Origin of the sequence: Marinobacter maroccanus, assembly GCF_002933275.1 — a bacterium.
Lineage (GTDB): Bacteria > Pseudomonadota > Gammaproteobacteria > Pseudomonadales > Oleiphilaceae > Marinobacter > Marinobacter maroccanus.
This window is the reverse complement of record NZ_PSSX01000028.1, coordinates 1-18160: the sequence shown is the minus strand read 5'-3', so window position 1 is coordinate 18160 and position 18160 is coordinate 1. Positions and strand designations below refer to the sequence as shown.

Sequence of the window (18160 nt, the reverse complement as noted above, 5' to 3'; positions counted from 1 at the left end):
CGATTACCCCAACCTGGCTCCTTGAAAAGCAGAAGCAGGCACCCTGGGATAACGTGCCGACACGTGTGTGAATTTGCCGGATTCGTTTCCGGCGGGCGCGTTTATACCATATCCGAGCCGGTGAACGCCATTATTTTTGACGACCAGCTTCCTTGTACCCGGACGGCAGGCCCCTTAAAATGCCGGTTTGATACAAATCAACGGGAAGCCCAATGCAGGTATCGATCAAGACTCCGGAAGAAATCGAAAAGATGCGCGTCGCTGGCCGTTTGGCGGCCGAAGTGCTCGAGATGATTGGCGACTACGTCAAACCGGGCGTTTCCACCGAAGAACTCGACCGGATTTGCCACGACTATATTGTCAACGAGCAGAAGTGCATTCCGGCACCGCTCAATTACAAAGGGTTTCCGAAGTCTATCTGCACCTCGGTCAACCACGTTATCTGTCACGGGATACCGTCTGAGAAGAAAATACTCAAGGATGGGGACATCCTTAATATCGATGTCACCGTAATAAAGGATGGCTACCACGGCGACACCAGCAAAATGTGGATTGTCGGCAAACCGAAACCAGGCACAGAGCGACTGATCCAGATCACACAGGAGTGCCTCTATAAAGGTATCGACCTGGTGAAGCCGGGGACCCGCCTTGGCGATATCGGCCACGCCATTCAGCAGCATGCCGAAAAACATCGTTATTCCGTGGTTCGCGACTATTGCGGCCATGGCATCGGCGCTGTGTTTCACGAGGAGCCGCAGGTGATGCATTACGGCAAACCCGGTACTGGTCTGGAGCTTCAGGAAGGCATGACCTTTACCATTGAGCCGATGATCAACCAGGGTAAGTATCAGACCAAACTTCTGCCAGATGGCTGGACAGTGGTTACCAAGGACCACAAGCTCTCTGCACAATGGGAGCACACCATCCTTGTGACTGCGGACGGCCATGAGGTTCTTACCAAGCGAAAGGAAGAGTCCTTCTAAGTGGACCAAAGCGAGCTGGAATCCCGCATCAGTAACGACCCCTCTCCGGTCAAGGCGGCCCGGGAGCTATTGGAGGGGAGGTATAACGCCGATGCCGAGGCCTTCCGGCAGGGTGCCGATGTTCGCGCCCTTGTCCATTCCCGGGCCGACACCGTCGATACCGTTCTCAGACTTATCTGGAACCGTTATCCCTTTTCCGACTCGCCGGACATTGCCCTGATAGCCGTTGGCGGTTACGGGCGCGGTGAGCTTCACCCCCACTCCGACATTGACCTGCTCATTCTTACCCGCAGTGGCATTGAAGACAGCTGGCACGAAGACCTTGGCGCCTTCGTTACCCTTCTATGGGATCTCCGACTGGATATCGGGCACAGCGTTCGCAGCATTGAAGAGAGCAAAGCGGCGGCCCGTGAAGACATCACCATACTGACTAACCTGCTGGAAACCCGCACCATTGCCGGCCCGGATGAGCTGCGGTCAGACCTGAGCGAGCAGGTTTATTCCGACGATGTCAGCACCGATCGCGACTACTTTATTGCCAAACGCGAAGAGCAGCAGCAACGGCACCAGAAATACGGCGATACCGAATACAACCTTGAGCCCAACGTCAAAGGCTCCCCAGGGGCCCTGCGCGACATCCAGACCATTGGCTGGATCACCAAACGTCATTTCGGACTGCAGAACATTGCAGACCTGACCCGATTCAGCATTCTCACCGAGGAAGAACACCAGATTCTTTTCCAGGGTGAGACTTTCCTGTGGCAGCTGCGCTATGGCTTGCAGCTGTTGGCCGACCGGAATGAAAATCGCCTGTTGTTTGACCACCAGCGAGCCCTGGCCCAGATGCTCGGCTACAAGGACGAAGGCAAGCGGCTCGGCGTTGAACTGATGATGCAGTCCTACTATCGGACCGTCCTGGCCCTCGCCGAGCTGGCAGACGTAATTCTGCAATATTATGACGAGGCTATTCTCGGCAGCGCGTCCGAAGACGCCATCCAGCCAATCAACAAACGCTTCCAGATTCGCAACTACTATATAGAGGCGGTTAACAACCAGGTCTTTGCCTACGCACCCTACGCCATTATGGAAATCTTTGTGCTGATGGCCCAGCACCCGGAGATCAAGGGCATCCGGGCGACCACTATCCGGTCTCTGCGGGCTCACCGGCACCTGATTGATGATGCCTTCCGGTCTGATCTCGCGGTAACCACGCTTTTCATGGAGCTGCTCAGAACGCCCCATGCGCTGGATCAGACGCTGTCTGCCATGAAAAAGTACAATGTGCTGGGCCGCTATCTTCCGGAATTCGGCCAGATAATTGGCCAGATGCAGCACGATCTTTTCCACATCTATACCGTGGATGCCCACACCATGCGGGTCATCCGCAACATGGTAAGGCTCAGCGGCGCCGACGCCAGAACTGAATACCCCCTCGCCTCACGCCTGATCCATCGGCTACCAAAACTGGAAACCCTCTATATTGCTGGCATATACCACGATGTCGCCAAAGGCCGGGGCGGTGACCATTCGGAACTGGGCGCGATAGACGCCGAGGCTTTCTGCCATAGGCACCACCTGAGTGAGCGGGACACCCAACTGATTTCATGGCTCGTGGAAAACCACCTGCTGATGTCCATGACCGCACAGCGCAAGGACATTTCAGACCCGGACATCATTCATGCATTTGCCAGGGCGGTACCGAGCCAGGCGCATCTCGACTACCTCTACGTGCTGACCGTATGCGACATCAGCGCCACCAACCCCAAACTCTGGAACACCTGGCGCGCATCGCTGTTGCGCCAACTGTATATTGAAGCCAAACGGGCCCTGCGCCGGGGCACGGAAACTCCCATCGACCGGCAGGAATGGGTTCGCGCTACCCAGTCGGAAGCGCGGGAGATCCTGCACGCCCAGAACATGACCGATGAGCAGATCGACCCCATCTGGGACACCGTGGACGAAGACTATTTCCTCCAGGACTCTACCGTTGATATTGCCTGGCAGACCGCTGCCATTATCCGCCATGGCGACAACCCCGACCCACTGGTGCTTATTCGCGACACCCGGGGCGGCCCAACGGACGGCTACTCCCAGATCATTATCTACATGAAGGACCGGGTGGCGCTGTTTGCGGCAACTACCGCTGTCCTTGAGCAGCTGAACCTGAACATCGTGGACGCCCGGATCAGTTCCAGCGAAGGTCCCTACTCCATCAGTTCGTACGTGGTACTGGATGAAAAGGGCCAGCCACTGGGCATCGACCCCGCGCGCAAGGAACGAGTGCGTTTACGGCTGATCGAAGAGCTGGATGATCCGGAGGACTACCCAGACATCATCCACCGGCGCACACCGCGGCAACTGAAGCATTTCGCCTTCCCGACGGAAGTCACTTTCTCTAATGACACCATCAATCAGCGCACTGTGATGGAAGTGATCACGCCCGACCGCCCCGGGCTGCTGGCGCGAGTCGGCCAGGTATTGCTGGAGCATCGGGTCCGGCTGAGCAACGCCAAGATCGCTACCCTGGGCGAACGCGTAGAGGACGTTTTCTTCGTGACCGACGAGCACGGCGAACCCATCCGGGACCCGGCCGTGTGCCAGGCCCTACAGCAAGATCTCTGTAAAATGCTGGACGACATTCAATGAATCCGAATCTGGACAGACTCCACCCCTACCCTTTTGAAAAGCTCGCCAAACTGAAGGCCGGCATCAGCGCACCGGACCACCTTCGGCCGATTTCGCTCGGGATTGGGGAGCCAAAGCACCCCTCGCCGGAATTCGTCAAACAGGTCATTGCGAACAATCTGGACAAGCTTGCCAATTACCCGACGACCCGTGGCACGGACGAACTGCGCGAAACCATCAGCCAGTGGGCAACCCGCCGATTCGACCTGACACCCGGCAGCCTCAGCCCGGCCAGTAATATCGTGCCGGTGAACGGAACACGCGAAGCGATTTTTTCCCTGGTTCAGGCGGTGGTGGATGCCAGCAAGCCTGCCACGGTGGTCAGCCCCAACCCGTTCTACCAGGTTTATGAAGGTGCCGCCTTCCTGGCTGGAGCCACCCCGGTATACCTTCCCTGCGACGGCTCCAACGGCTTCATTCCCGATTTTGATTCGGTGCCGGAATCCATCTGGCAGGAGTGTCAGGTACTGTTCCTATGCTCACCAGGCAATCCCAGCGGAGCGGTTATCCCCCGGGAAACTCTGGCCAGGGTGATTGCCCTCGCCGACAAGTACGACTTTGTCGTTGCCTCTGACGAATGCTACTCCGAGCTGTATCCGGACGAGAGCAACCCACCTGAGGGTCTGCTGCAAACCTGCGCTGCCATAGGCCGTGATGACTACGCCCGCTGCGTGGTGTTCCACAGCCTGTCCAAACGCAGCAACCTGCCCGGATTGAGGTCAGGTTTCGTTGCCGGTGACGCCAGCATTCTTCAAGGCTACCTCAAGTACCGCACCTACCACGGTTGCGCCATGCCCATCCACAACCAGCTGGCCAGCATTGCCGCCTGGAAAGATGAGGACCACGTGCGCGAAAACCGCGCGGCTTACCGGGCCAAGTTTGAGGCCGTCGTGCCCATCCTGCGGGAAGCGATGGACGTCGACTTCCCCGATGCCGGCTTCTACCTCTGGCCGGAAACCCCGATGGACGACGAGACCTTTGCCCGGGAACTCTCCGCCCAGCAAAACGTTCACGTTCTACCAGGGCGTTATCTGTCCAGAACGGTCGATGGTCATAATCCCGGAGAAAACAGGGTAAGGATGGCTCTCGTTGCGCCATTGGAAGAGTGCGTTGAGGCGGCAAACCGCATTGTTGAATTTGTTAAGGCGAATCGGGCATGAAGGTTTACGGAATTAAAAACTGTGACACGGTGAAGAAAGCCCGGAAGTGGCTGGATGAAAACGGTGTTGATTACCAGTTCCACGATTTCAAGAAGGACGGCCTCGACGACGAGCTGCTGTCCGGCTGGGAAAAAGCGTTAGGCTGGGAAGCCCTCGTCAACCGCCGTGGCACCACCTGGCGCAAACTTCCCGAAGAGGTTCGTGATACCATTAGCGCCCAGAGCGCCCATTCAATCATGCTGGAAAATCCATCCATCATTAAGCGCCCTGTCGTAGAACGCGGCGATGAAGTGCGCGTGGGTTTCAATGCAGACGAATGGACTGCATGGCTGACCTGAACCTCAGGTAAACCAGATTCAAACTTTAATTCCGGGGTCCGAAAGCGCGTGCTTTTGACCCCACATTCAAAACAGGAGCAACCATCAGATGAGCTTTGCATTCGGTATCGGTATCGGCACCCAGAACAACCAGGGCGAATGGCTGGAAGTCTTTTACCAGCAGCCGGTCATGACACCCGATAACACCCTGATGGACGTCATCTCCAACGCCCTGGATTACAAGGGTGGCAACCAGGCGATCAGTGCCACTCCCGAGCAACTCAGCCAACTCGCCAACGCCCTGCGCCAGATCGGCCAGACCGACCAGGCGGCACTGGCGGACAAAGCAGCCACGAGCAAACGCCCGGTCGTAGTTACCGTACTCGAAACAGATGACACAGCGTCCAGCACTCCCGAGGTTTACCTCAAGCTTCACCTGATTTCCCATCGCATGGCGAAACCCCACGGTCTGAAGCTGGACGGTATTTTTGGTTTGCTGCCGAACCTGGCCTGGACCAACGAAGGCGCGATCGATCTGAACGAGCTCTCCGACCGCCAGCTCCAGGCCCGCCTGGAAGGCCGCACGCTGGAAGTGAAATCCGTGGATAAATTCCCGCAGATGACCGATTACGTGGTACCGAAAGGTGTTCGTATTGCCGACACCGCGCGGGTTCGTCTTGGCGCCTATGTGGGTGAAGGCACCACGGTCATGCACGAAGGCTTCATCAATTTCAACGCCGGCACCGAAGGCACCAGCATGATTGAAGGCCGTATTTCTGCTGGCGTCATGGTTGGCAAGGGCTCCGACCTGGGCGGCGGCTGTTCCACCATGGGCACCCTGTCCGGTGGTGGCAACATCATCATTGCCGTTGGCGAGAACTGCCTCATCGGTGCCAATGCCGGTATCGGCATCCCCCTGGGCGATCGCTGCAAGGTTGAAGCCGGCTTGTACATCACAGCCGGCACCAAAGTTGCGCTGCTCGATGACAACAATGAACTGGTAGAGGTTATCAAGGCTCGCGACCTGGCTAATCAGACAGACCTGCTGTTCCGTCGTAACAGCCAGACCGGCGCCGTGGAGTGCAAAACCAACAAGACCGCCATCGAGCTGAATGAAGAGCTGCATGCAAACAACTGATTCCCCGACCCTCGAACTCGCGATCGACCTGATCCGCCGGCAGTCCGTTACACCGGACGACGCCGGCTGCCAGGAACTGATGATGTCGCGGCTGGCCCCCCTGGGCTTTACCGGCGAGAACCTGCGGTTTGGCGATACCGATAACCTCTGGGCCCGAAAGGGCTCCGAAGGGCCGGTGCTGGCCTTCGCCGGCCATACAGACGTAGTGCCAACCGGGCCGGAGAAAAACTGGGCTCACCCTCCCTTTGATCCAGTAATCAAGGACGGGTATCTCCTTGGCCGAGGCGCGGCAGACATGAAAGGCAGCCTGGCGGCTTTCGTAACCGCATGCGAGCGCTTCGTTGCCAAATATCCTGACCACCGGGGTTCCATTGCCCTGCTGATCACCAGCGACGAAGAAGGGCCAGCCCAGCACGGCACGGTCAAAGTGGTGGAAACCCTCGAGGCCAGGAATGAGAAGATCGACTGGTGCTTGATTGGCGAGCCCTCCAGCACCCATGAGGTGGGCGATGTCATCAAGAACGGCCGCCGAGGCTCGCTGCATGGTTACCTGACGGTGCATGGCGTTCAGGGCCATGTTGCCTATCCTCATCTGGCGGAGAACCCGGTTCACTCCGTGGCTCCGGCCCTGGATGCGCTGGCAAAGGAATTCTGGGATAACGGCAACGACTTCTTCCCGCCGACCACTTTCCAGATCACCAAAATGGAAGCGGGCACCGGCAGTAACATTATCCCCGGCGAATGCCTGGTGCACTTCAACTTCCGCTACTGCACGGAGAACACGGCAGAAAGTCTGGAGGAACGGGTAGTAGCCATCCTGGACCGCCACAACCTGAAGTACGACCTGCAGTGGCACCTGAGTGGACGCCCCTTCCTGACCGACAAGGGCGCCCTCGTGTCCGCCAGCCAGGAGGCCATACGTGCGGTAACGGGCCGGGAAACCGAGCTCTCAACCTCTGGAGGTACTTCGGATGGCCGGTTCATTGCCCCAACCGGCGCACAGGTAGTCGAGCTTGGCCCTATCAACGCTACCATTCACAAAGTGGATGAATGTGTGAAAGCCGAGGATCTCAACACCCTGTCGGACATCTACGAACAGATTCTGATCGAACTTCTGGCATAGAGGTCGAAAACGGAATCCCCAAAAAAAGGGTCAGATGAAACCTTCATCTGACCCTTTTTCATTGCGCCATCTTCAGTAATGAGGAGGAGGTGTTTCGTCCTGCTCCGACTTGATATTGGACGGGGAAACATCCTTGAGCTGTTTATGCAGCAACCGTTTGGCCTCCCACAATTCCCGGATGTCCATCTCCTGCTTGGCTACCTGCTCACTCAGGGTATTGATAACGTCGTCCTGAAAGGCCAGCCGGGTCTCCAGCTCGTCCAGTCGGGTTTCCAGATCGTTCTGGCTCATGGGGTATTGGCACTCCCTGGGTGGATCTATCAAGAATGTGATCAATGACACTGCTTACCCCGTTGCTTGGTCAGCGCTCGGGATAATCTGGTATCATGCCGCTTTTGCCCGCCAGCGCTCCCGTTTTCCGGGGAACTGGCGGTTTTCACCGGCCGGATGTGCGATTTTACCCGATATCCGGTTTTTATCGTTAGCGTTACAAGAATGGAGAAATTTCAGTCAATGCGTAATCCATCCAAAGCGATCCTTTTTGCTCTCCTGATCGCCATCCCCGCGCCTTTGGTGCTTGCCCTGTTGCTGTCGTTTACACCCGAGCCACTTCGCCTGATCGCTGCAGGCCAACTTGTAGAGGCACTGGGTAGCAATCGAGGTATCGCCGCGTACATTATCACACTGATCGTTTTCGGCATTGCGGGCTTCCTGGCCATTGCGTTATCAGTCAAGAAACCGGCCGAACAGCGCAGCACCTCCCGGCCGAATAACCGTGCCCCCAGCCAGAACCAAGATGAAGATGATGACGACTTTGACGAAAGCAGCCCTGAGGGTAATGAGGAAGGCACCGTCAAGTGGTTCAATGTCAAGAAAGGCTTTGGCTTCATTGTTCGCGACAGTGGCGATGAGGTTTTCGTGCACTTCCGCGCGATCCGCGGCCGCGGCCGTCGGGTACTGCGCCAGGGTCAACTGGTTCGCTTCAACGTTGTGGAGGCAGACAAAGGTCTTCAGGCCGACAACGTGTCCATCCTGAGCGAGTAATCGCTCACTGAGACCGAAGAGGCAGCCCTTGGGCTGCCTCTTTCAGTTTCAGTTCCAGACGACCTGTTGCTCGCCCCGATGGTCCAGGCGCCACCATTTTTCATCCTCTACCGGCTCGCCCTCTTTCCAGTCTCCCGGACTGCAGCGAATCTCGGTATCCATGGCACGCCAGGCGCTGCGCGCGCAGTCCAGATCTCTGTTCCAGGGTACCCTGGGGCCTTCAATAACCAATGAGGTAAAACGCTTTCCGAAAGCTCCGGGATAAAGCGATATCCGCAGCCTTTCGCCCTCGTAGCGAGCCACGCCCTTGATTACTCTCGTTACCTCACCGTCATCCAGTTCCAGTTCGTCCAGGTGGTTGGCAAGCCACCCCGAAACCGCACCTGGCTCCAGATCACGAATGTATATTTCCAGATCCTGCACCCGCTGAATCTCCGTCCTGCTGATTACAATGAAGCACATAGTGAACCGGCCCGGGCCGCGCTGCAACCTGGCGCTCCAGTTCCCGCCGCAAATCTTCTGCACACAGCTGACGCAATGTGCCTGCCGCCTTACGCTCATGCCAGGCCACTTCTGCTGCAACACGATGGAGCTGGATTTCGCCAAGCGACGCCTCGATATCATCGAGCGGCTCCTTCCGCGCCAGCGCCACCAGGGACTGACGCCTCAAGGTGTCTGCCTGCCCTGCCAGGGCCACCGCCTCGGTCGGCCCTCTTCGCGCAAAGAGATTGAGCCTGGCAGCAGCCCGTTCCAGCCACTGAAGCATTCCTCCTGGCGTGCTCACGCAACGACTTCGGCGAGAGGCGGCAAACCGGATCACAGAGCGAGAAATCTGGACATTCCACTGCTTCTCGATAGCCGCCTGATGCGCGGTCAAAATAGCCTGGCGCTGAACCACGCTTGAAACCGGCATATCAAAGATGTCCAGGGTTCGGCCAAGACGATGCTGAATTGAGGCGGCTGCACGGCTTTCAATGGGCTCATCAGGACCCAGCAGAAGAATTGGACCAGCCCATTGCAGTACCAGCGCTGACGCCAGTCCATCAGGAAGATCCATCAGCTCAATCAGGTCTGCAGGCGAGATATTGTCCAGTACCAGTACCGGCCAGCGTGGCCTGGCCTCGCTCTGACCGCCCTCCGAAGAGAGCTCCGGAACAACCGGAAGATCACTGGCCATGATCTCCGCTTCACGCCTGAGATCCAACTCGACGTAATCCTGCTCCAGTACCGGAAGCAGCGATTGCAGCCAGGCAGTCTTGCCCGCTCCACGCTCGCCACGCACCCAGATCATGGCTGACGGCGACGCCGCCAGGCTGATCGCGACATCCTCGGCCAGCTCAACCCATGCGGAATCAGTCACTACCACGGGCGCCCTCTGGAAGTTATCCATCGGCGCCGGATCCCGCTCCTCGGAAGGATCGGGCCAGCGTGGGACCAACTCAAAAACCGCCACATAGGCTTTTTCCTGCAGCCGCTCCGCGTGGCGAACTAGCGCCTCCAGCAGTTGCGACCAACCAAGCCATGGCGAATCGCTGGTTTCCCGGGCCGCCGCGAACCAATACATCAGTTGGGAAGACAGTTGTCCTTCGCCACCCACTTCCGTCACGATCGGTTGTTCGCACTGAATGGTGCGGGTGAGTTCATCCATATCCACGCCGCAGCCGCGCAGAAAGCGGGCTATAGCAGGCGCGGAGTCCAGCAGGGCAAGCAGGTAGTCTTCAACGGTAATCACCGAGCCACCGCGGCGTTCAACACTTTCCCGGGCTCGTAATAAAGCGGTCTGGCACTGGGGATCCAGGCATCCTTGCCAATCGTCCATCAAACTTCTCCATGTTATGAATGCATCATCCTGATGCGAAAGCGCTGTTGCAGATTCTTATTATACCACGCCCGAGCCCCTGGCGGCGCCCCGCCTGCGGGCTTACCAGGTGCCAGTGTTTTCCATGCTGGCCCAGGGTTCCTTCGGTGGCAACGCCTCACCTTTCTGTAAAAGCTCGATCGAGATGTTATCCGGCGTGCGGATAAAGGCCATATGGCCATCACGGGGCGGACGGTTAATCGTTACCCCATTGGCTTTAAGGTGCTCACAAAGGGCATAAATATCATCCACCCTGTAGGCAAGATGGCCGAAATTACGCCCGCCGGTATACTCTTCCGGATCCCAGTTGTAAGTAAGCTCGATCATCGGCGCCCGGTCTTCACGGGCACGGGCTTCGTCGTCGGGCGCAGCCAGAAACACCAGGGTGAATCGCCCTTTGTCGCTACTCTTGCGACTGATCTCAACCATCCCCAGCAGATCGCAAAAGAAATGCAGCGTCTCATCCAGGTTGCTCACCCGGATCATGGTGTGAAGATATTGCATGAAGCCTCCTCCAGAACTGTATTGATCATCGTGCCTTGCGGACAGTTTACGGTATTCTGGCCATATGGATTCAAAAACAACCCCCTACTCAACTCCAGAGCTGACCACGCCGGCGATCAGGCACCTTGCCTGGCTGTGCCGGGCGCCCCAACTGCTGCAGTCACCACTGACATTTGAGCCGTGCCGTTATCTCCCTGACGGTATTACAGAACAACTTCAGGCCTGGGATCATAACCCGGAAATGGCACCTGCGCTGCTCAGAGAGGCACCCCAGAAGCGGCTCGGATTCTATTTCGAGCGGCTTTACCGGGTATTACTGGAAGACCTTCTGGGCTGGGATGTTCTGCTGCAGAATAGACAAATCCAGTCCCACGGTCGAACCATCGGCGAGCTGGATTTCGTGGTGCATAATCGGTCGGAAGATCGAATCGAGCACCATGAAATTGCCATCAAATACTACCTGGGGGTTCCGGAGCAAAGTGGGAGAACGCTGTGGTATGGCCCGAATGCCAAAGACCGGCTCGATCTGAAAACAGACCGGATGTTACGCATGCAAAGCCAGCGAACCGCGCTGCCCGAGGCCCGGGCATTGCTGGCGGACGCTGGAATCGCAGAGCCTGTTATTCCCCGGATTTTCATGCCGGGATACCTGTTTTACCCGGCAGAGACTCAGATTATCGCTCCTGAGTCCGTGCCAGCCAGTCACCTGCGCGGCCAGTGGCGCTATCTCTCACAGATTGAACCATCGGACCTTCCCGGCTGGGTGGTATTGAACAAACCCCACTGGATCGGCCCGTGGCGTCAAAGCGAGCCACCGGCACCCGATGCAGTGACTGGTGCGTTGAACACAATAGAACGCTACAACATTCCGCTCCTGTTTGCGAAACTCGACCGGGACTCCATGAGCGGCCTCTGGCAGGAAACCAACCGCTTTTTCATAGTGCCGGACAGCTGGCCAAAGTGACATATCAGGTATCAATCATGTCGGCTGCCCACTGAGGCAAGACCTCCTGACAGGTACGCCACTGCCCCGCCTCCCAGACCGCAATGCGCACGTAGGGTTGGTCGAGACTGGAGTTATCAACGAGGTGCAGTTCGTCCGCCAGCCCGATACATTCGCGAAGATTGGCCAGGGTCCTTGGAATTCTGGACTCAACCTTGGCCTCGGGCACATGATGGCCGCCGGATTTTACCCGGGAAGCCACCCGAGCCTTGTTCAACGCAGCGAATTCGAGGTGGAAATAAAACAGCCGAATGCGAAACCCGGCAGCCTTGGCAGCCCCGACAAAATCCACCTTGGAGGAATGAGAAAAGACAGTTTCGAAACAGAAACTATGGCGCTCCTCAAGCAGTCGGAACCGTTCCCGTTCAGCAATCAGCGCCGCCTCATAACTGTGTTTCTCGGGCGCGTCCGGCCACACACTGCGGGCGATGTTATCGGCATTAACCAGAGGAATCTTCCGGCGAGCCAGGAACCGCTCATAGAAGGTGGTCTTGCCGGCACCGTTACCGCCAACCAGCAGCCAGAGTTCAGGCTGCGTTGTCACGGTCACTCAGTGCTTCAAAACGCCCGTTGCGAAACTGACCGACTTCCCGGGTGCCATCCGGATAAATAGCTTCCAGATAGCCGGGCTTGTCTCCAGACGCCTGGTACACCGTGCGACCTCTGGCAATCGAGCGCCCCAGATCACCGCTTTCCCGGGCCTGATCTACTTCAGCCCAGAGGTCATCACTGGAAACAGACTCAGCCACCACCGGTTCAACCCGCACCTGGCGGATACCCTGCAGAATGGCAATCAGATCTTCAGCACTCACGTCCCCTGCAACGGCACGGCCTATCTCGGCCCAATACTCAATCTGCTTGGGTGTCGAGCGCCGATGAACTGCGCCTTCAGCGGCGGCGTGGCGGACCAGAGTGTCGTCGAGACGGACAGCGGTTGTCATGGTGGTCTCCTGAGGTATTGCTTAACGCTTGTAACAGGTTACCACACGCGTTGCATTATGCAACAATTGAGGTTTTGTTCATGAACCCGGCTTTAGATTGGCCACGCACCAGGCGGTCGCAGCTTCCGATACTCCTCCATCGAGATCTTGCCCAATTGCGGCGTAAGCTTGCAGGTTCGGCTTCCCCAAGGAAACCTGCTCTGGCGCTGGTGGACCTCTGTCCAGCCTTCCCCGTCCTTCCAGGATTCAAGATCCAGGTCCCGCCAATACCTCGGGTTCCGCCCGGTCTTTCTGTCATGCTCAGCCGTTACCGGGTCCAGATGACGGAAGGGCTCTAGTCGCGGCGTATCCGGCAGTGGCTGGGTCACATCCATATAGCGTTGCAACATATCCCACAACGCCAACACTTCTGACTTTTCCGACTCAATGGTACTGAAGCCTGTTTTGTTAAAGGTTTTCTGGGTGTAACGGTGCACCAGCATCAGCCGGTAAAAGATACCGCCGTGCTGGACAACACGTTCCACATAAGCATCAAACTCCACGAAAGGCGCCTCGAAAAAACGCCCCCGACCCAGAGCAATACGAATCTGACCATCAACGCGGTTGAATTCGCTACAGCCGTCTTCAAGGGTGTCGTCCAGTTTTTTGTTGATGGCCTTTTCAAAGGGTTTGAGGATGAGGGCTATTCCGGTACTCATTATCCAGTTTGTTGTGGAAGGTATTATCCATAGGGCAAACAGCATCCAAGCGGGACCAAGCACTAATGCCAGCAAAGCAACGGAAATTCCTGAAAGCTCCAAAGCTTCCGAAAACTCAATAATGCCCAGTCCGATGAGAGCAAGTCCTCCAACGAATACTGTCAGAACCCAGGTAGCAGGCAACGCCATAATTAAAAACCTAAGCCCCAACTTTCCATTCACAAAACGAATTTTTTGGTGATTCCACCACCAGTCCTTATTCTCAAATTCCGGATCGGTTTTGTCCTGGTCCTGAAGAATCTCTACATCCTGAACTGCGCCGTGATAGGGAATGCCCCATGCATAACTGCCTATGGGCTGAAGCTCTTCACCGATCCGCGTGCGTTTGTTTGGGCTCTCGGGCAGCGGCTGAATAGCAACAGTTCTGAAGGCTGTGGCCGCATACTCAGTCTTCATCTGCGCGTTTCTCATGCACTAACCTCGGTAAAATACCAATAGGGTGATTTGGGCTGAGCGTATGGGCTCATCACTGTCCTCTCTTTGGATGGGGGATCATTATGCAGGGACGCATCAAATGGTTCGTAGTCCTCATTCACCGGCGCAGGAAATACAATCGGCCCCAGTTCAGTATCCAGAGTGGCCTGAAATCCAACTCTCACTCTCGTCGTCACCGATTCTTGGTAAAATATGCTGCGGTATTCACTACTCTGCAACTCTCGTTTGACCAAGAACCGCACAGCTGACAGATGAGGCAATGATTGCCGGGCGGTAATTTTGGTCAACGGTGTCGTTTTTACTAACTGGGTACTGCTTACCGGCGCCATCGATCCTGGAGCAACCATGCTTGTATTCGAAGACTGGTAAGCCAGTTCCTGAACAACCAGATTAAACGGCCGTGTGGGTAAATCTGATCGACACTCGTACCCACGGTGAAGTTGTAAGCGACTTGCGAGGGGGGATTGTAATGTGATGACGTAGTCATCCGGTTCCGGAGGATAGTTTGGGTGGGATAGCGCAGGGTCCGGGTCAATGTCAGCATATCTCTGAGCCGTGACCTGAATCGGCGATAAAGCGGAAAGAAGTATGCTGTAATAGGCCTTATCATCCAGGGTGGATAGAGAATTGTCCGGATAGGTACCCCATGGGCCACGCTTCAATAATTTTTCGAATGAATCATCTTTAACTGTTCCCGCGTATAGCCCACCCCCAACCACCATGGACATACCAAGAATAGCCCACCCCCAACCCGGGATCGCAAGAAAAGCACCCATTAACGGCTGGGCCAGAAAAATCAAACCACCGGTCACTGCTATTGCGTGCCCCGTTGCGGCATCGAAATCTTTGTTGGTTAGACTGATGCGCATTTCCCAAGAGCTCAAAGCAACACTAATGGATCCCGCGACGAAGCCTACCAAGCCTACAGTCCGAACTAATGTTGAAGCATTCAGACTTCTTAACCTATTACCAACTACAAACACGTTTTTCATATCAAACAAGGGACGAGTCGCGAATCTGTAAATCCCTGTTTTTTGCACACTATGTTGCCCTAATACTGCTGACAGCTTAAGCGATGCCGCCAGCAGGTCCGTCAGAGCGCCCATTGTTTTCGATATTGGCAAGAATGCAGAGCTCTTATCTCGCGAACTTGCAGCTTCAATAATGCTGGACGCCTCCAAAAATACATTAAACGCCGCCAAAACCACCAACCCACGGGAAACCACAGGACCATCCACAACTTTGCCGACCCGCTTCGCAAAATCCACTTTTATCAACCCCAGTTTTCGGGCCTCGGGATGATCGGCCGGGGCGAAGAACACCAGAGTCCCGCCAGCAACCTTGTTTACTGCTTCCTCAACCGCTGCAGCAGCACGGGTCGGACTGCTTGAGGCCACCAAATCATCCGATTCGTCGAACAAATCTGCATAGAGGTAGTCATTTTTTCGAGTCAAAATCCCTTCAGAACGATCAAAATCCGTTAACCCCCGGTTAAGGCCGTTACCAAACATGCCAACGATTGATCCTCTGCTGACAGCACCGGCCCGATCCATCACTTCGATTCCTCTCAGATCAGGACTGGTCAGGACAATATTGGAAGATGCAGCCTGCATGATTCGCTGAATCTCAACCTGCTGAACCGCACCCTCTTCAATGAGACGTTTACAGACGGTGAGCAGTGCAGAGCTCCATTCCCCCAGGGCCCCGGAAACCAACCCGCCAACCTTTCCTGCATCGGAGAGATCACGGGCTATGCCGACTTCACTTTCCTGACGCTCTTTGACCTGTTTCTCCAAATAAATCAATGACTGGATGTTGAGTCGATTTTGCAACTCTCCATCAATCTCAGTTTGATCCTGAGTAAGCTGTTCCAATCGGTGAAAGAGTGATATTGCATCGTCGGCGGTTTCTTCGGTGGATCCCGACTCCGGCGCCCAGTCCGTCAGAAAACTGCCATTTAGTATCCATTGTCGCAATCCGGTTAATGCATCGCTTCGACTCTGAACACCGTGTGCGTTCAAAACACCCGGAATCTGCTGCAGAACATTCAGTTTGTCCGCAATCAGCAAGTAAGCCTCGGAGATCGCAACATCGCTGCATTCACGATAGTCCTCAAAGAATGGATCAAGTTTTCTCCCCCGCATTGACTCCAGAAGTTCGTCAACATGACCTTCGATAACCCGAACCGCATGGTCTTTTTCCGAGGCTTGCAGTACGTCATCCAGCTTTTGCCGGTTAATAGCCTCGGCGTACTTCGCAAGAGCGCCAGGATTTACGTTTGGTGAAGGATCGAACACGGCCTGCCGGATCAGCATTGCTGAGTGGGCCATCGGATTCTTCTTGATCGACACATCCACGGCATCGAGATAATGCAGTGCCATCTGCAACTGAGCCAATGAGTGGCGCAATCTGAAGAGAGGATCGGGCAATGCTATACAGGCCAACCCTTTTTGACCTCTAAGACCAGCGAGAACGTCTTGGCCGGGCTCGCATTCAATATTTACTTCGATCGGTTCATCGGCGCCTTCATGATTACTCTCTAACCGTTTGGCGAGTTTCGCGCACAGCTCTGTATCCAAGGGTCGCTCAAAGCCCGGTGAGAAATCCCGTGGATTCTCCAACATCAGCTCGATTCCAAGATCCCGTTCCCGGAGTTCTGGCAGGTCTTCGACGCGAGATGCCGGGAACCCTGACTGAAAACTCAGGGAATCTACGGTTATCACTGCCCAGGCATGGCCAATCCCTGTCGTTCGGGCGGCCAGGGCTTGCTCATCGCTTTCAAGCTTCTCGACATAGCCCCAATCCCACTGGATTTCGCTATAGGCCATACGAAACTCGTGCATGACGGCCTGCCCCTGAAGAAACACTGGAACAAGAAGGTCATCCAGCCATTCACCCACAGCAGAGCGCTCAACTCGAAATTGACTCTCGGGGGATTGCAGGTCGGTCTTAATGGCACCCAAATCGACATCACTCAGTTTGGAGTCAGAACCGATTTCCAGTTCCCGCCAGATCCTGCCGCGACTAAACACATAGAGATAACCTGGCCGAAGCAGGGCAACCGCCTTGCCCTGATTGACCGGTGCGCCATGCCCAGCCGAAACGGGAAGGGCACTCTCAATCTCCGCCAGGGGCTTCACCCTGAGCAAAGTATTTTCCTGGTAGTCCTCTCGCTCGTTATTCGCTCGTGCTTTTTTCAACAACGGGACTGTAATCTGCCCACCGTTTCGCTTCGGAATGTTGAGCACGAGATCCCTGGGCTCCGATTCATCATATTGAGCTTTTCGGAGGATTGACCGTGGCCTGGATTCGTCTGAAAACGTCACGCCATCAGTCATGCCTTTTCCTCCTCCGAAGAGTCCTTGACTGCCTCAACCGTATCCCGATGCAGATTCCCGCCAATCACATCAACGATGAGCTTCCGATCAGAGCCAGGCAGCCGCCCTGCTTTCAGCGCATCAGGTTTTGCAGGCTTGCGCTGATCGACTGTCGCCAGTTCAGTGGACTGGGGTTTGGCCATTCCTTCTTTATCTAACAAGGCAGGCAGCTTTGGAGCGAGCACCCCTTGTCCACTTCCGCTTCCCGGCGAACCACCGGAATTGATCTTGATGCCAGGCCCGGATAGCGTCACGCCGCTTGGGTCCAGTTTCAAAAAACTGCCACCCGCCGAAATGGTGATTTCAGCGCCGGCATCCAGCACCACTTTGGTTCCCGCCTTGTGGTGTACTTCAGTGCCCGCTTCGCTAAATGTTCCCTGGGAGGATTTCTGGTGGAATGTGCCGCCTATGTTCTGGCTGCAATCGCCTCCGATGGATTCCCGCTGCTCGCCATCGACCGTGCGATGCTCGTTGCCTTTCACGTGACTGAAATCGTTGTTTTCGACTGTGCGGTGACTGTCGTTACGAATCACCTCCGTGCGGTTGTTCTCGGTGAGCAGATCCAGGTCTTTCTGGGCATGGACGTAGATCTGTTCCTGATCGGCCTCATCTTCAAACCGCAGTTCGTTACTGCCCTCGCCCTTGTGGGTTTTGGTTTTGAGGGTCGTGCGGGTTTTGTGCTCAGGCAGACCATAGGGCGGTGTATTGGTTATGTGATGGGTTCGCCCGGTGATGATGGGCTGGTCCGGGTCGCCGTCCAGGAAGGAGACAATCACTTCGTGGCCGATTCGTGGCAAGGCCATGAAGCCATATTGGCCGCCGGCCCAGCCCTGA

At 56.0% G+C, this 18160-nt stretch carries 17 protein-coding genes; 8 read left to right on the top strand and 9 right to left on the bottom strand.

The genetic code is table 11. The annotated features are described in order from the left end of the window. Positions 1–212: 212 nt before the first annotated feature. From map to dapE, 6 genes are all read left to right on the top strand, one after another. Positions 213–983 carry a type I methionyl aminopeptidase gene (map, locus tag KEHDKFFH_RS19435; protein WP_104323435.1) on the top strand — a complete coding sequence of 257 codons (771 nt, stop codon included), beginning with the start codon at positions 213–215 and terminating at the stop codon, positions 981–983. Further along, entirely contained in the window at positions 984–3629 is a 2646-nt protein-coding gene (locus KEHDKFFH_RS19430) for a [protein-PII] uridylyltransferase (protein ID WP_104323434.1), read from the top strand. Further along, positions 3626–4828, top strand: coding sequence for a succinyldiaminopimelate transaminase (gene dapC, locus KEHDKFFH_RS19425; RefSeq protein ID WP_104323433.1), 1203 nt, complete (start codon positions 3626–3628; stop codon positions 4826–4828). Before KEHDKFFH_RS19430 ends, dapC begins: the two co-directional genes overlap by 4 nt. Then, positions 4825–5166: an ArsC family reductase gene (locus tag KEHDKFFH_RS19420; RefSeq protein ID WP_104323432.1), complete on the top strand. Its 342-nt coding sequence runs from the start codon at positions 4825–4827 to the stop codon at positions 5164–5166. Before dapC ends, KEHDKFFH_RS19420 begins: the two co-directional genes overlap by 4 nt. Positions 5167–5254: 88 nt before the next feature. Next, on the top strand, positions 5255–6283 hold the full coding sequence (dapD, locus tag KEHDKFFH_RS19415) for a 2,3,4,5-tetrahydropyridine-2,6-dicarboxylate N-succinyltransferase (protein WP_104323431.1): 1029 nt from the start codon (positions 5255–5257) through the stop codon (positions 6281–6283). Then, complete coding sequence (gene dapE / locus KEHDKFFH_RS19410) at positions 6270–7406, top strand: succinyl-diaminopimelate desuccinylase (RefSeq protein ID WP_104323430.1); 1137 nt, start codon at positions 6270–6272, stop codon at positions 7404–7406. The genes dapD and dapE overlap by 14 nt, the downstream gene beginning before the upstream one ends. A 72-nt stretch (positions 7407–7478) precedes the next feature. Here dapE and KEHDKFFH_RS19405 read toward each other — a convergent pair whose 3' ends face one another. Further along, positions 7479–7697, bottom strand: coding sequence for a SlyX family protein (locus KEHDKFFH_RS19405; RefSeq protein WP_008170396.1), 219 nt, complete (start codon positions 7695–7697; stop codon positions 7479–7481). Positions 7698–7919: 222 nt separating this feature from the next. Here KEHDKFFH_RS19405 and KEHDKFFH_RS20510 point away from each other — a divergent pair, with 222 nt between their 5' ends. Next, entirely contained in the window at positions 7920–8450 is a 531-nt protein-coding gene (locus tag KEHDKFFH_RS20510) for a cold-shock protein (RefSeq protein ID WP_104323429.1), read from the top strand. Between the two features lie 48 nt (positions 8451–8498). On the opposite strand, the gene KEHDKFFH_RS19395 is transcribed toward KEHDKFFH_RS20510, so the two are convergent. From KEHDKFFH_RS19395 to KEHDKFFH_RS19385, 3 genes are all read right to left on the bottom strand, one after another. Further along, positions 8499–8873 (bottom strand): hypothetical protein, encoded by a 375-nt coding sequence (locus KEHDKFFH_RS19395; RefSeq protein WP_104323428.1) that lies wholly within the window; start codon positions 8871–8873, stop codon positions 8499–8501. Beyond that, entirely contained in the window at positions 8845–10269 is a 1425-nt protein-coding gene (locus tag KEHDKFFH_RS19390; RefSeq protein ID WP_104323427.1) for a hypothetical protein, read from the bottom strand. Before KEHDKFFH_RS19390 ends, KEHDKFFH_RS19395 begins: the two co-directional genes overlap by 29 nt. Positions 10270–10371: 102 nt before the next feature. Beyond that, positions 10372–10812, bottom strand: a complete 441-nt coding sequence (locus KEHDKFFH_RS19385) for a VOC family protein (protein WP_064227406.1) — start codon at positions 10810–10812, stop codon at positions 10372–10374. 64 nt (positions 10813–10876) lie between these two features. Here KEHDKFFH_RS19385 and KEHDKFFH_RS19380 point away from each other — a divergent pair, with 64 nt between their 5' ends. Further along, on the top strand, positions 10877–11776 hold the full coding sequence (locus KEHDKFFH_RS19380; protein WP_104323426.1) for a DUF1853 family protein: 900 nt from the start codon (positions 10877–10879) through the stop codon (positions 11774–11776). A gap of 4 nt (positions 11777–11780) precedes the next feature. Here the strand turns inward: KEHDKFFH_RS19380 and KEHDKFFH_RS19375 are convergent, their stop codons facing one another. The 5 genes from KEHDKFFH_RS19375 to KEHDKFFH_RS19355 all read right to left on the bottom strand — a co-directional run. Next, a complete protein-coding gene (locus KEHDKFFH_RS19375; protein WP_104323425.1) occupies positions 11781–12359 on the bottom strand; it encodes an ATPase in 579 nt (192 codons plus the stop codon). After that, the gene (locus tag KEHDKFFH_RS19370) at positions 12343–12756 is read right to left on the bottom strand and encodes a TA system antitoxin ParD family protein (protein WP_104323424.1); all 414 of its coding nucleotides are present in this window, start codon (positions 12754–12756) and stop codon (positions 12343–12345) included. Before KEHDKFFH_RS19370 ends, KEHDKFFH_RS19375 begins: the two co-directional genes overlap by 17 nt. 92 nt (positions 12757–12848) lie before the next feature. Next, complete coding sequence (locus tag KEHDKFFH_RS19365; protein WP_104323423.1) at positions 12849–13925, bottom strand: hypothetical protein; 1077 nt, start codon at positions 13923–13925, stop codon at positions 12849–12851. Next, the gene (locus tag KEHDKFFH_RS19360) at positions 13922–17287 is read right to left on the bottom strand and encodes a hypothetical protein (RefSeq protein ID WP_104323422.1); all 3366 of its coding nucleotides are present in this window, start codon (positions 17285–17287) and stop codon (positions 13922–13924) included. The genes KEHDKFFH_RS19365 and KEHDKFFH_RS19360 overlap by 4 nt, the downstream gene beginning before the upstream one ends. Next, positions 17284–18160: type VI secretion system Vgr family protein (locus tag KEHDKFFH_RS19355; RefSeq protein WP_241956569.1), on the bottom strand; the 877-nt coding region annotated here is incomplete at its 5' end. The genes KEHDKFFH_RS19355 and KEHDKFFH_RS19360, both read right to left, overlap by 4 nt.

Excerpts from the sequence above, each read along its gene's own strand:
- map (WP_104323435.1), top strand. The coding sequence starts at position 213 with ATGCAGGTATCGATCAAGACTCCGGAAGAAATCGAAAAGATGCGCGTC.
- dapC (WP_104323433.1), top strand. The coding sequence starts at position 3,626 with ATGAATCCGAATCTGGACAGACTCCACCCCTACCCTTTTGAAAAGCTC.
- KEHDKFFH_RS19420 (WP_104323432.1), top strand. The coding sequence starts at position 4,825 with ATGAAGGTTTACGGAATTAAAAACTGTGACACGGTGAAGAAAGCCCGG.
- dapD (WP_104323431.1), top strand. The coding sequence starts at position 5,255 with ATGAGCTTTGCATTCGGTATCGGTATCGGCACCCAGAACAACCAGGGC.
- dapE (WP_104323430.1), top strand. The coding sequence starts at position 6,270 with ATGCAAACAACTGATTCCCCGACCCTCGAACTCGCGATCGACCTGATC.
- KEHDKFFH_RS19405 (WP_008170396.1), bottom strand. The coding sequence starts at position 7,697 with ATGAGCCAGAACGATCTGGAAACCCGACTGGACGAGCTGGAGACCCGG.
- KEHDKFFH_RS20510 (WP_104323429.1), top strand. The coding sequence starts at position 7,920 with ATGCGTAATCCATCCAAAGCGATCCTTTTTGCTCTCCTGATCGCCATC.
- KEHDKFFH_RS19390 (WP_104323427.1), bottom strand. The coding sequence starts at position 10,269 with ATGGACGATTGGCAAGGATGCCTGGATCCCCAGTGCCAGACCGCTTTA.
- KEHDKFFH_RS19385 (WP_064227406.1), bottom strand. The coding sequence starts at position 10,812 with ATGCAATATCTTCACACCATGATCCGGGTGAGCAACCTGGATGAGACG.
- KEHDKFFH_RS19380 (WP_104323426.1), top strand. The coding sequence starts at position 10,877 with ATGGATTCAAAAACAACCCCCTACTCAACTCCAGAGCTGACCACGCCG.
- KEHDKFFH_RS19370 (WP_104323424.1), bottom strand. The coding sequence starts at position 12,756 with ATGACAACCGCTGTCCGTCTCGACGACACTCTGGTCCGCCACGCCGCC.
- KEHDKFFH_RS19365 (WP_104323423.1), bottom strand. The coding sequence starts at position 13,925 with ATGAGAAACGCGCAGATGAAGACTGAGTATGCGGCCACAGCCTTCAGA.
- KEHDKFFH_RS19360 (WP_104323422.1), bottom strand. The coding sequence starts at position 17,287 with ATGACTGATGGCGTGACGTTTTCAGACGAATCCAGGCCACGGTCAATC.